The organism is Actinomadura sp. 3N508 (genome assembly GCF_044326375.1).
Classification (GTDB): domain Bacteria; phylum Actinomycetota; class Actinomycetes; order Streptosporangiales; family Streptosporangiaceae; genus Spirillospora.
The window spans coordinates 192585-206254 of the sequence record NZ_JBIRAX010000009.1 but is presented as its reverse complement, the minus strand read 5'-3'; the positions used below and the strand labels follow the sequence as shown (position 1 = coordinate 206254).

Here is a 13670-nt window from a genome sequence, read left to right as displayed (position 1 = left end):
GTGGTTAACCTGTCCGGACGATGAGAGTGCTGGTGGCCGAGGACCAGGCCGAACTCGCGGCGTCCGTGGCGAGGGTCCTTCGCCGCGAGGGAATGGCCGTCGACGTGGTCCACGACGGCGAGGCCGCCCTTGAGCGGGCCTCGCTGCTGGACTACGACGTCGTCGTCCTCGACCGGGACCTGCCCGGCGTCCACGGCGACGAGGTGTGCCGCTCGCTGATGAGCCGGACGCGCCGCACCCGCGTGCTGATGCTGACCGCGTCCGGCACGATCGCCGACCGGGTCTCGGGCCTGAGCCTCGGCGCCGACGACTACCTGCCCAAGCCGTTCGCCTACGCCGAGCTCGTCGCCCGGATCCGGGCGCTCGGCCGCCGGGCGCAACCGGCGCTGCCGCCGGTCCTCGTCCACCGTGACCTGCGGCTGGACCCGGCGCAGCGGATCGCGACCCGCGCGGGGCTGCGGCTGGCGCTGAGCCCGAAGGAATTCGCGGTCCTGGAATACCTGCTCGGCGCCGGCGGCCGTGCCGTGTCCGCCGAGGAACTGCTGGAACGGGTGTGGGACGAGGCGGCCGACCCGTTCACGACCACCGTCAAGGCCACGATGAACCGGCTGCGGTCGAAGCTCGGCCCGCCACCGGTGATCGAGACCGTCCAACAGGGCGGCTACCGGATAGGCGACCCCGATGCGCCTTCATGACCGCCTCCACCCCCACACCTCCCCCCGCCATTCATTCCGGACCGTGCGCATTCGCCTGACGGCCCTGTACAGCACACTTTTCACGATTTCCGGCGCGGCCCTTCTCGCCATCACCTATTGGCTCATGCGCCGTTCCAAGACGGGCCTGGTGGTCATCGTCTACGACGAGCGCGGCCCGGAAATCCGCGAGCATCTGCGACGGATCCGGGAAGCGCAGCTGCGCGAGCTCCTGATGCAGTCCGCGGTCGCCCTCGCGATCATGGTGGTGATCTCGATCGCGCTGGGCTGGCTGGTCGCCGGACGGGTCCTGCGGCCCCTGCGCACGATGACGGCGACGATCCAGCAGATCTCGGCCCGCAACGTGCACGAACGGCTCGCCGTCCCCGGCCCCCGCGACGAGATGAAAGACCTCGCCGACACCGTCGACGGCCTGCTCGGCCGCCTGGAGACGGCCCTCGACGCGCACAAACGCTTCGTCGCCAACGCCGCACACGAACTGCGCACGCCGCTCACCCTGGAGCGCGCCCTCCTGGAGGAGACACTCACCGACCGCGACGCCACCCTGGAGTCCTACCGGGCGACCTCGGAGCGGCTGCTAGCACTCAGCAAGGACCAAGGCCGGCTCCTGGACGCCCTGCTCACACTGGCCAGCAGCGAACGCGGCCTCGACCGCCAGGACCCCTTCGACCTGTCCGATCTCGCCCGCGAGGCCCTCGACGCGGCCCGCCCCAAGGCCGACGCGCGCGGCATAGGCATCGACACCCGCATCACGTCCGCCCCGTCCGCGGGCGACCCGGCGCTGGCCGCACGCCTGGTCGCCAACCTCGTCGACAACGCCGTCCACCACAACGTGACCGGCGGCCACGTGGAAATCTCGACCGGCACCAGGGGCGGACGGGCGCTCGTCTCGGTGGTCAATACCGGCGAGGTCATCCCCCCGCGGCAGGTCGCCCGGCTCTTCGAGCCCTTCCAGCGGCTCGGCGGACGGACAGCGCGCAGCGACGGCCACCACGGCCTCGGCCTGTCGATCGTCCGGGCCATCGCGACCGCACACGGCGCCGGCATCACCGCACAAGCCCGCCCGGGCGGCGGCCTGACCATCGAGATCCGATTCCCCGCGTCCGGTAGTCGTCCACCTGGCGCGGGCCGCCCGGACCGAACGGGTCCACAGCCCGCCCTCCGCCCCCCGATAGAAAACGATCACCCTCCGGGTTCGCCGGCGATGGTCACCGACGAACCCGGAGGGTGATCGACTACTCGGACCGCCCCCTACAGCGGTCTTATTCGGTCACGCGCTCATCCTCAGGCAGATCGCCCAGACCGTCATCGTCTGGGCAGCCGATGCCCGGCCCCACGCAGTCCAAGCCTGGCCTGCCGTGGAGGGCTCGGTACCCGCGATGATGCCGCTGTCCGTGAGCCCCATCTGCGCCCCGCCGCCGGTGACGGTGTAACCGGAGGGGCAGTAGGCGGCGCCCTGGACCGATTGGCCCGTTCCGGGAACGTTGACCACGGCCGACACGCGAGTGGTCTCGGTCACCCCCTGGGCCAAAGGCCCAGTGGGCCCTGTCGGCCCAGCGGCACCCGTCGGACCCCGCGTACCGGTGGCACCCGCCGGCCCAGTCGGACCAGTGGCACCAACCCCGGCCGGCCCCGTCGGCCCCGCAGGACCAGTGGCACCGACTCCGGTCGGCCCTGTCGGCCCCGTTGGACCAGCCGGGCCAGTGGCACCATCGTCACCCGCAGGACCGGTTGGACCAGCAGGACCGGTCGCGCCATCGGCACCGGGCAGACCCCGCGGACCAGTCTCACCGGCAGGACCGGTAGGACCAGCGGCACCTGCCGGCCCTGTCGGACCAGTCGGGCCATCATCGCCCGCCGGGCCCGCAGGCCCAGTGGCACCATCGGCGCCTGCCGGACCCGTCGGCCCAGCCGGCCCCGCAGGACCGGTCGCGCCATCAGCGCCAGGCAGACCCCGCGGACCAATCTCACCCGCAGGACCCGTAGGACCAGTCGCCCCATCGGCACCCGCCGGACCCGTAGCGCCAACAGCACCCGCCGGTCCGGTGGGACCAGCGGGACCAGTCGCGCCATCAGCGCCCGCCGGACCCGTCGCGCCATCAGCACCTGTCGGCCCCGTCGGTCCAGCCGGACCCGCCGGACCAGTTGCGCCATCAGCGCCAGGCAGACCCTGCGGACCAGTCTCACCCGCAGGACCCGTCGGACCAGTCGCACCATCAGCACCCGCCGGACCCGCAGGCCCAGTGGCACCGTCAGCACCTGCCGGACCCGTAGGACCAGCCGGACCCGCCGGACCGGTGGCCCCGTCGTCGCCCGCAGGACCAGTCGCGCCATCAGCACCTGCCGGACCCGTGGGTCCAGCCGGCCCCGCAGGACCAGTCGCGCCATCGGCGCCAGCCGGGCCGGTCGGGCCATCGGCACCCGCCGGACCCGTAGCGCCATCAGCACCTGCGGGTCCGGTGGGACCAGCCGGGCCAGTCGCACCATCAGCACCCGCCGGACCGGTAGCGCCATCGGCGCCTGTCGGACCCGTCGGGCCAGCCGGACCGGCCGGGCCAGTCGCGCCGTCATCGCCCGTTGGACCCGCTGGACCCGCTGGACCAGTGGCGCCGTCAGCGCCTGCCGGTCCTGTAGCGCCAACAGCACCCGTCGGACCGGTGGGACCGGTGGGCCCTGTCGCACCGTCAGCGCCAGCGGGGCCGGCGGGCCCAGTCGCGCCGTCGGCACCAGGAAGACCACGCGGGCCCGTCGCACCCGCCGGACCGGTAGCTCCATCGGCACCGGCTGGCCCCGTGGGACCAGGCGCACCATCCTCGCCCGCAGGACCCGTCGGGCCAGTCGCACCATCGGCTCCGGCAGGACCGGTTGCACCGTCAGCGCCAGCGGGGCCAGTCGGGCCAGTCGCGCCATCTTCACCCGCAGGACCGGTCGCGCCATCCGCGCCAGCCGGGCCGGTCGGGCCATCGGCACCTGTCGGACCCGTCGGACCCGCAGGACCCGTCGCACCGTCGGCACCGGCAGGACCGGTCGGGCCAGTCGCGCCGTCCGCACCGTCAGCGCCAGCGGGGCCAGTAGGACCCGTCGCACCATCTTCACCCGCTGGACCGGTCGCGCCATCCGCGCCAGCCGGGCCGGTCGGGCCGTCCGCGCCTGTCGGGCCCGGTGCGCCAACCGCGCCTTCTGGACCTGTCGGGCCCTCGGGACCGGTCGGACCTTCCGGACCCGTCGCACCGTCCACACCATCAGCGCCAGCAGGACCCGTCGGACCCGTGGGGCCAGTCGCGCCATCTGCACCGTCAGCGCCAGCGGGGCCAGTCGGACCCGTCGCACCATCTTCACCCGCAGGACCGGTCGCGCCATCGGCACCTGTCGGGCCCGTCGGACCCGCGGGACCCGTCGCGCCATCCGCACCCGCAGGACCGGTCGGGCCAGTCGCACCATCGGCACCGTCAGCGCCAGCGGGGCCAGTCGGACCCGTCGCGCCATCTTCACCCGCAGGGCCCGTCGCGCCATCCGCGCCAGCCGGGCCGGTCGGGCCATCGGCACCTGTCGGGCCCGTCGGACCCGCGGGACCCGTCGCACCATCCGCACCGGCAGGACCGGTCGGGCCAGTCGCACCGTCCGCACCGTCAGCGCCTGCGGGGCCAGTCGGACCCGTCGCGCCATCTTCACCCGCTGGACCGGTCGCGCCATCGGCGCCAGCCGGGCCGGTCGGGCCGTCCGCGCCTGTCGGGCCCGGTGCGCCAACTGCGCCTTCTGGACCTGTCGGGCCCTCGGGACCGGTCGGACCTTCCGGACCCGTCGCACCGTCCACGCCAGCAGGACCCGTCGGACCCGCGGGACCCGTCGCACCGTCGGCACCGGCAGGACCGGTCGGGCCAGTCGCGCCGTCTGCACCGTCAGCGCCAGCGGGGCCAGTCGGACCCGTCGCACCATCTTCACCCGCAGGACCCGTCGCGCCATCGGCGCCAGCCGGGCCGGTCGGGCCATCAGCACCTGTCGGGCCCGGCGCGCCAACCGCGCCCTCCGGACCCGTCGGACCCTCGGGACCAGTCGGACCTTCCGGACCCGCCGGACCCGTCGCGCCGTCCACGCCATCAGCGCCAGCAGGACCCGTCGGACCCGTGGGGCCCGTCGCGCCATCTGCACCGGCAGGACCGGCAGGGCCGGCGGGGCCGGTCGCGCCGTCTGCACCGTCAGCGCCAGCGGGACCAGTCGGACCCGTCGCGCCATCTTCACCCGCAGGACCGGTCGCGCCGTCAGCGCCAGCCGGGCCGGTCGGGCCATCGGCACCTGTCGGGCCCGTCGGACCCGCGGGACCCGTCGCACCATCCGCACCGGCAGGACCGGTCGGGCCAGTCGCACCATCGGCACCGTCAGCGCCTGCGGGACCAGTCGGACCCGTCGCACCATCTTCACCCGCAGGACCAGTCGCGCCGTCCGCGCCAGCCGGGCCGGTCGGGCCGTCCGCGCCTGTCGGGCCCGGTGCGCCAACCGCGCCTTCTGGACCTGTCGGGCCCTCGGGACCGGTCGGACCTTCCGGACCTTCCGGACCCGTCGCGCCGTCCACGCCATCTGCACCAGCAGGACCCGTCGGACCCGTGGGGCCCGTCGCGCCATCCGCGCCTGCCGGGCCCGTCGGGCCTGCTGGGCCGGTCGCGCCGTCCGCGCCCTCCGGACCCGTTGGACCCTCCGGACCGGTCGGGCCTTCCGGACCCGTCGCGCCGTCCACGCCGTCAGCGCCAGCGGGGCCTGTCGGACCTGTCGCGCCGTCGGCACCGGCAGGACCGGTCGGGCCAGTCGCGCCATCTTCACCGGCGGGGCCGGTCGCGCCGTCGGCACCTGCCGGGCCGGTCGGGCCATCGGCACCTGTCGGGCCCGGTGCGCCAACCGCGCCCTCTGGGCCCGTCGGACCTTCCGGACCGGTCGGGCCTTCCGGACCTGTCGCGCCGTCCACGCCGTCAGCGCCGGCGGGGCCTGTCGGGCCCGTGGGGCCCGGCGCGCCATCTTCACCCGCTGGGCCAGGCGGGCCGTCGGCACCTGTCGGGCCGGTTGGGCCCGCCGGGCCGGTCGCGCCGTCCATGCCGTCCTCGCCTGCCGGGCCGGTTGGTCCCGCCGGGCCGGTCGCGCCGTCTGCACCGGCGGCACCCGTTGGGCCGGTCGGACCCGCCGGGCCAGTCGCGCCGTCCGCACCGTCAGCGCCAGCTGGGCCTGTCGGACCCATCTCGCCGGCGGGGCCGGTCGGGCCAGTGGCTCCGTCCTCTCCGTCAGCACCGGCAGGGCCGGTGGCGCCCGTTGGGCCAATCGGACCGGTCGGGCCTGCTGGGCCGGTCGCTCCGTCCTGGCCGTCGGCGCCTGTGGGGCCTGTGGGGCCGGTGGCGCCGTCTTCGCCTGCCGGGCCGGTCGGGCCCTCCGGGCCGGTCGGACCAGTCGCGCCGTCCTGGCCGTCGGCGCCTGCGGGGCCTGTGGGGCCGGTGGCGCCGTCCATGCCGTCCTCGCCTGCCGGGCCCGTTGGGCCTGGTGCGCCGTCGGCGCCGTCCTCGCCTGCGGGGCCTGTCGGGCCGGGGGCGCCGTCTTCGCCTGCCGGGCCGGTCGGGCCTGTGGGGCCGGGGGCGCCGTCCTCGCCGTCCATGCCGTCGGCGCCCGCGGGGCCTGTCGGGCCCTCAGGGCCTGTGGGGCCGGTCGCGCCGTCGGCGCCTGCTGGGCCCGTTGGGCCCGTGGCGCCGTCCTCGCCGCCAGGGCCGGTTGGACCGGTGGGGCCCTCGGGGCCCGGTGGGCCTGGAGGACCCGGCTTGCACTTCTTCTTGCAGCACTTCTTTTTGCAGCATTTCTTCTTGCAGCACTTGTGCTTCCCGCAGCCGCCGCCACCGCCGCCCATGCGTACAGGCTCGTGGTGGCTCGGCTCGGGGTTGTTGCTGATCGGCTTGCGTGACCCGCTACTCGTCGCGGCGGAGGAACTCCGGGAGACCAGTGGCTGAACCAGTGCAAGCAGGAGCAATGTAGCCATGATCAGGGCGATTCTGGCCTTATGCCTTCGTCGCAGGATCCAGTAGAACACGCGATGATTCCCCCTTGGCGATGAGCGCGCCAAATGGCATGGTCGGCGCGCCCCACTCTTCTGTGAGCTCTCGACAGGAGCCGCCGGCAGGCCAGGCGGCAAGGACCGAAACGTTATGAACGGTCCCCGCATCCTGATCAAGCATGACGGCGAAGTGCACTCTTTTAGATCTTTTGCATATCCAGTTGAAGTGCATTGAGGAAATCGCTTAGGCGCTGGCCAAGAGCAGGCGTGATGAATAACGTCCTGGCCGTCCGCCCGGGTAGCGCAGTTTTGCGGAGATTTGTCCCGGCGGATTCATGGTGGACGTCGTTTTACGTGGCGTGTGGCCGGTTACTGGCCTTAACGTCCGGGGTCCTGGCTATTTTGGGACTACCCGGCAAATGTCCGCTCCGGGGTGATCACGGCGCCGTGGTCATGCTCATCCTGCGCCAGGCCACCCAGCCGCCGAAGCCGGGCTGACGTGCCGAGATGACCTGCCAGCCTGCTGGTGCGGCCGGCCACGTCTTCGTGATGGGAACGCCCCGAGTCCAGGGGACGACGACCACGGTCAGTTCTGCCGGCAGGGGGAAACGGCCGAAACGGTCGATCGGCACCAGGCCGTGGCGGGATTGGAATGCCTGGAGGACCCAGATTCGCCACTCCATGTCGGGGAAATTCACGCCGACTCTGTCAGTGGGGCGAAGCTCGTGCTTCAGGCTGGCTGTTGCGGCGAATCGTTCATCCCAGGGGGCGACGACCTGATTGGTCGTGGCGACCACGGCGGCGATGTTGAGGGCGGCGACCATTCCGGCAACGCCCAGCATCCCTCGCCTGCCGCCGTAGGCGATCAGTGCGGCGGCACCCGCGAGGAGCAGCAGCGCCACAATGGTCACGATCCACAGGTGGAACTCTTCCCAGTTCCAGGAGAGGAAGCTGCTCTCGGCGAAGTCCGTGGAGAGGAAGAAGTCCTTGGAGAGCTGGTCGCCGGCATGCAGCCATACGATGACGCCGGCGGCCAGTGTGACGGCCGCGGCGATGGGCGCTGCGCGGAGCGCGGTCGGCTTCGGGGCCTGCATGACGAGGACAATGGCGGCCAGGAAGAGAATTGGCGCCAGGCAGGTCAGGTACCGGCCGTAGACGAAATTGGCCACCGTGCCCTCGTCCGGTGTGGCGGCCGAGGTGGCGAATGCGATGCCGGCCGTGGAGATGGCGGCCTGGGCGGCGACGACGCGCGTGACCAGGGGGACGCTGGTGCGGGTCATGGCGATGGCCAGGGCGACCATCCCGACTCCGGCGATCCCCCAGGTCGAGACGATCAGGTACCAGAGCTTTCCGGCGGTCAGCGAGATCGTCCAGCCGAGTCCGGAGAGGCTGGTGAGCCGGTCGGCCAGGAGGCCGTCCAGCCCGTAGGTGCCCCGGGGATACAGCCGCGAGCTCAGCAGGTCGTTGAGCTGCATCCCCGCGACGGTGGTCATGACGAGCAGCCAGGCCGCGATCGTGATGCCGCGCCGGTTCGCCCACCGCTGCCACCACGCCACGCCCAGCGTTACCGCGAACACGATGACGATGACGAAGCCGCGTACGTGGACCCAGGACATGTAGGCCGCCAACACGGCGGCCATCGCACCGGATATCCGCCGTTCGGACGCGAGCCAGGAATGCACCAGCAGGAGCCAGCCGAGGACCATCACCGGGAGGACCGCGTCGGTCAACGCGAACTGGCTGTAGTGGACGTTCGACGGTATGAGCGCGGTCAGCGTGGCGGCGATGTAGGCGGGAAGCTGGTTCATCCCGAGCCGCCGCAGTGCGAGGTACGCCAACGGGAGCAGCGACGCGGCGATCAAGGCGTTGGTGACCAGGGCGGCCCGGTACATGACCGACGGATCGTCGCTTATCCAGTTCGCCGGTGTGAGGAGGAGGGCATAGCCGCTGTAGTACAGCGGGCGTCCGGTCAGGTCGGCGACCGCACCGCCGGCGAAGAAGCGGCCCGCCAGCAGATAGCCGACCTCGTCCGGGACGTAGAGCGGGACGTTGCGCCAGGTCTCCAGCGCCACCCGGAACAGCACTTGGGCCAGCCAGCCGGCCGCCAGCAGCACCGTCCACCAGGGGACCCGTCCGGTCACCTTTTCCGGCGCGGTCTCCTGATCGCGTTGGGTGACCGACTTCATTCGATCGCGTAGTGCCCCGTCGATGCCGAACATTGCTAGCCCCCTGGATAATGCCGCCGCCCCACTACGGCCGGGTGCGGTGTCCGTTATTCGCCGATTATTCGTACATTTACGTGGAACGGCTGGCGAACCTTTTGCTTTGGTCGAGCCTCGATGCCGTGCGGCCGCTGTATGGCCACGCCGCAAGTGAAGGTATCCAGGGGGCGAAGAACTCGAACGTTCCTCAAGCGCTATTGGTGAAATCCATAGGCAACTCTTCGCCTATCAAGACCAACCGCCCAGCGGCGGCGGCCCCCCGCTACCGGCCCCCTATCAGCGAGCGGGTTGCGGCGGCTGGGTGGTCATCTGCTGGGCGAGTGGTGAGCGACGGCTGTGGCCGCGGCCGTGCTCGGTGCCTGGGGCGCTGGTCTGGGGATGCTTGCGGTCCCGCCCATGGTCCCGTTCGTAGTCCCTGACGTCAGAGTGCATCCTGAAAGGGTGCAATAGCGGATGCTTATGGCCTTATAAGGCTCCTGGATAGCGTCCCCGAAACTCGCTCGGGCGATGGACGTTTCTCAGCGACATCTTGGGCGCTTATGCGCAGGTGAGAGGGACGTTGTTCGCGTTCCGGCCGCTTCGGTGTCAGCTTTCGCCCCTGCCGACGTTCACCGATCTGCGATCATCCTCCTGTATTGATTGCAAGGAGGGTGTATGTCGGAAATGTATCCGCGACGCCGGTTCCTCGCCACCGGCGGAGTCGCATCGGCGCTGGCCACGGGCCATATTCTGGTCGGCCCGGCGCTGCTCGGACAGGACGGCGCGGTCGCCGCCGTCCGCTCGCATGGTGGCGCCCCGCTCCCGAACAACCTGTTCACCCTCGGTGTCGCGTCCGGTGACCCGCTGCCCGACGGGTTCGTGCTGTGGACGCGCCTCGCCCCCCGCCCCGTCGACGGCGGCGGTATGCCCGACCGGCAGGTGCCGGTGGCCTGGCAGGTCGCCGAGGACGAGCGCTTCCAGCGCGTCCGCGCCCAGGGGGTGGAGGTGGCGCGGCCCGAGCGCGGGCACGCGGTGCACGTCGAGGTCGGCGGGCTCCAGCCGGACCGCGTGTACTTCTACCGGTTCCGCGTCGAGAAGCAGATCTCGCCCGTCGGGCGCAGCCGCACGGCGCCTTCGGCGGGAACGGTCAACCGGCAGTTGCGGTTCGCGTTCGCCAGCTGCCAGTCCTGGCAGGACGGCTACTACACCGCCTACCACCACCTGGCGCAGGAGGATCTGGCGTTCGTCGCCTTCCTCGGCGACTACATCTACGAGTCCGTCCCCCGGACGACGACCGTCCGCACCCATGAGGGCAAGGACGAGCCGTACACGCTGGTCCAGTACCGCAACCGGCACGCGCAGTACAAGACCGACACCGACCTCCAGGCCGCGCACGCCGCGTTCCCCTGGATCGTGACACTGGACGACCACGAGATCGACAACAACTGGGCCGACGAGATCCCCCAGGACCCCGACAAGCAGCCGCGCGAGAAGTTCCTCGCCCGCCGCGCCGCCGCGTTCCAGGCCTACTACGAGCACATGCCGCTGCGCCGGTCCGCCCTTCCGAAGGGGATCGACATGCGGCTCTACCGCAGGCTCGGCTTCGGGCGGCTCGCCGCGATGCACGTGCTCGACACCCGGCAGTACCGCAGCGACCAGCCGGCCACCCTCGCCGAGGCCAACGATCCGGCCCGTACCATGACGGGCGCGGAGCAGGAGAAGTGGCTGGTGGACGGCATGTCCCGCTCGGGCGCCCGCTGGAACCTGCTGGCCAACCAGCTGATGTGGGCGTCCAACGACCGCAAGGCGGGCCCCGACCAGGTCTTCGACTTCGACAACTGGGACGGCTACCGGGTGCAGCGCCGCCGCATGCTGGAGTTCTTCGGCTCCGGCAAGGCGTCCAACCCGGTGGTGCTCACCGGGGACCGGCACGCCACCTGGGTGTGCGACCTGAAGCCCGACTTCGACGACGAGGCGTCCCCGGTCACCGGCGCGGAGATCACCGGGACGTCGATCAGCTCGGGCGGCGACTCCGACCCCGTCGCGTTCCACAAGACCTACGACCCGATCATGGCCGAGAGCCCGCACTGGAAGTACATCGGCAACCGGCGCGGATATGTCGTCTGCGACGTCAGCCCGTCCCGGCTGCTGGCCTCGCTCCGCATCGTCAGCACGGTGTGGACGCCTGGCGACACGACGATCGCCACGGCCGCGCGGTTCGAGGTCGAGGCGGGGCGTCCCGGGATCCGCGTCGTCGACCAGATCTCCCCCGAGACCGAGGAGCGGACACTCAAGGGAACGCCACACCGCTACGACGTCGACGACGACCAGTTCTGACGCGACCCGCCATCAGCGAGCCGGCGGAATGCGTCCCTCCGGCTTCCCGGACCCGTGTCAGGCGTGGCCGCCGACGGTCACCGGGCCGATCGTGAAGGTGGTCCTGGTGGCTTCCAGGACGTGCGCCACGCGCTCGACCTGCTCCTCCAGTTCCGTGTGCTGCGCCTTGGTCAGGGGGACGAGCGGCTCCGCGGTGACGTCGAGGCGGCGGCCCGAACGGCGCTGGTGCCACAGGCCAGCGACGACGCCGTCCACGAGCAGGAGCTGGAAGTTGCCGCGCAGCGCCCGCTCGGCGGCAGGTCCCGGAAACAGCAGCTCCGGGGGCTGGTTGCCGACACGGTAGGCGTAGACGTCGAAGTACGGCAGCAGCCGCACGCCGCGCGGAGCGTCCGCCGGCAGTTCGGTGTCGCCCGCCGCGACCCACGCTTCCGCGCCTTCCACCTCCACCCGTTCCAGGTCGAGGGACGCGAACAGCTCGGCCGCCCATCCGGCGGGCGCGTTCAGCCAGTGCGCGAACCGGGCGGGTGTCGAAGGGCCGTAGGCGTGCAGGTAGGAGTGGACGAGCCAGGCGAGCGCCGCGTCCGGCGGGGCGGGCCGGAAATCGGGGACCAGGCGGCGGGGGCTGGAATAGGTGACCTTGCGTCCCCGCGACGGGCCGAAGCACATCGCGCCGCGCTGCCCCGCCTGGCCCATCGCCTGCCGCCAGCGCGGCCACAGGGTCTGGAAGGCCGGCATGACCAGGTCGCCGGCCCACGGCCCGGTCCGCTCGACGACGGCCTCGGTGAGCTCGTCGACGGTCAGGTCCGCCTCGTCGACGGCGGCGGCGATGGCCGCGATGACCTCCTCGGTCTGCTCCGGGGTCATGCGCACGCCGTCCTGGAACGGGCTCGGCGGCGCGGGCGGCGCCGACAGCGCCCCGGCCCACATCGGGAGGTCGCGCGCGGGCAGTACGTGCACCGTCCCGCGCGGCCCGTGGGCCTTGACGAGGGTCCGTTCCTCCCACAGCGCGCGCCGCACGTCGGCGCGGGTGGCTCCGTCCAGGCGCAGCCCGATCCCGAGCTCGGCCGCGGTCATCACCTGCGCGTGGACGCCGGCCATCCCCGCCGCCACCTCCGCGCACCCGCCCTTGGACGGGACCGCCAGCGCATGCCGCTCCAGCCGCCGTGCGCACACGTCGGCCCATGACATCTTCACCGTCACCGCCGGCTCCTCGGGTGTCCGTTCCGTAGCGGAATGTCGCGTCCGAGTTAGGCTACTTGGAGTGGCCGGACGCGCCGCATCCGTCAAACACCGTCCTCCACGCCGCCGCGCATGCGGCCTACCTTGGCCATGACGACCCCGTCCGCCGCGAAGCCCGCCACCGGAAGGACGCACATGGACATCGGAATCGGCCTGCCCGCGACCATCCCCGGCACCCCGGGCACGCAGATCGTCCAGTGGGCGAAGTCCGCCGAAGAGCGCGGCTTCGCCACGCTCGGCGTGATCGACCGGCTGGTGTACGGCAACTGCGAGCCGCTCGTGACGCTGGGCGCTGCGGCCGCGGTCACCGCGCGGATCCGGCTGATGACCTCGATCCTGCTGGTGCCGTTCCGCGGCAACGCCGCGCTGCTCGCCAAGCAGGCCGCGACCGTGAACCATCTGTCGGGTGGACGGCTCGTGCTCGGCATGGCCGTCGGCGGATACGAGGACGACTACGCCGCCTCGGGCGTCCCCTTCTCCGGGCGGGGCCGCCGCTTCGACGCGATGCTGGACGAGATGACGCGAATCTGGGCCGGGGAACCGCGCGGCGCCGCCGGAGCGATCGGTCCCCGGCCGGGGCTGCCGGCCGAGCGGCTCGTGTTCGGCGGCCATGGCGAGCGGCCCTTCGCCAGGGTGGCCGCCCGCGGCGCCGGCTGGATCGCGGGGAGCCGGGGCGTCGAGACGTTCCGGGAGGGGGCGCGGGCGGTCCGGGACGCGTGGGCGCGGCATGGTCGCGACGGCGAGCCGCGGCTGATGGCGCAGCCGTACTTCTCCCTCGGGCCCCGGGCGCGGGAGGACGCCGAGACCTTCCTCATGGACCACTACGCCGTCGAGGGGTGGGACGCGGAGAAGGTCGCGTCCCTGGCGCTCACGAGCACCGCGGCGGTCCGCGATGCCGTCGCCGCCTACGAAGAGGCCGGCTGCGACGAGCTCATCCTCTTCCCATGCAGCCCTGACCCGGAGCAGGTCCGGCTGCTGGCGGACGCCGTCCGATAGCCCGGAGTCTGATGGCGCGGAGTCTGATGGCCTGGACGCACCGGGCGGCGCGGGCGTTGTCTCGCGGGTGAGCGAACCCCGCCGGTCGCCGGGGCGGCGGGGCGGCCGGCGGCTCGGCGGGGTGGCCCGGTCATGCGGAGCGGGCCGCGCGCTCCTGGCTGA

At 72.4% G+C, this 13670-nt stretch carries 7 protein-coding genes; 4 read left to right on the top strand and 3 right to left on the bottom strand.

Annotated features, from left to right (window positions below; translation table 11 throughout):
• Positions 1-20 precede the first annotated feature (20 nt).
• A complete protein-coding gene (locus ACH34S_RS29345) occupies positions 21-695 on the top strand; it encodes a response regulator transcription factor (RefSeq protein WP_395956060.1) in 675 nt (224 codons plus the stop codon).
• Between the two features lie 43 nt (positions 696-738).
• Positions 739-1944: a sensor histidine kinase gene (locus ACH34S_RS29340; RefSeq protein ID WP_395956059.1), complete on the top strand. Its 1206-nt coding sequence runs from the start codon at positions 739-741 to the stop codon at positions 1942-1944.
• A 39-nt stretch (positions 1945-1983) separates the two neighbouring features.
• Here ACH34S_RS29340 and ACH34S_RS29335 read toward each other — a convergent pair whose 3' ends face one another.
• Positions 1984-2232 carry a hypothetical protein gene (locus ACH34S_RS29335; RefSeq protein WP_395956058.1) on the bottom strand — a complete coding sequence of 83 codons (249 nt, stop codon included), beginning with the start codon at positions 2230-2232 and terminating at the stop codon, positions 1984-1986.
• A 4940-nt stretch (positions 2233-7172) separates the two neighbouring features.
• Positions 7173-8954 carry a phospholipid carrier-dependent glycosyltransferase gene (locus ACH34S_RS29330; RefSeq protein ID WP_395956057.1) on the bottom strand — a complete coding sequence of 594 codons (1782 nt, stop codon included), beginning with the start codon at positions 8952-8954 and terminating at the stop codon, positions 7173-7175.
• Between the two features lie 657 nt (positions 8955-9611).
• Here ACH34S_RS29330 and ACH34S_RS29325 point away from each other — a divergent pair.
• Complete coding sequence (locus ACH34S_RS29325; protein WP_395956056.1) at positions 9612-11273, top strand: alkaline phosphatase D family protein; 1662 nt, start codon at positions 9612-9614, stop codon at positions 11271-11273.
• Positions 11274-11330: 57 nt separating this feature from the next.
• Here the strand turns inward: ACH34S_RS29325 and ACH34S_RS29320 are convergent, their stop codons facing one another.
• Positions 11331-12473: a winged helix DNA-binding domain-containing protein gene (locus tag ACH34S_RS29320; RefSeq protein WP_395956055.1), complete on the bottom strand. Its 1143-nt coding sequence runs from the start codon at positions 12471-12473 to the stop codon at positions 11331-11333.
• Positions 12474-12602: 129 nt separating this feature from the next.
• On the opposite strand from ACH34S_RS29320, the gene ACH34S_RS29315 reads away from it, so the two are divergent.
• Complete coding sequence (locus tag ACH34S_RS29315; protein ID WP_395956054.1) at positions 12603-13508, top strand: LLM class flavin-dependent oxidoreductase; 906 nt, start codon at positions 12603-12605, stop codon at positions 13506-13508.
• Positions 13509-13670: the final 162 nt, after the last annotated feature.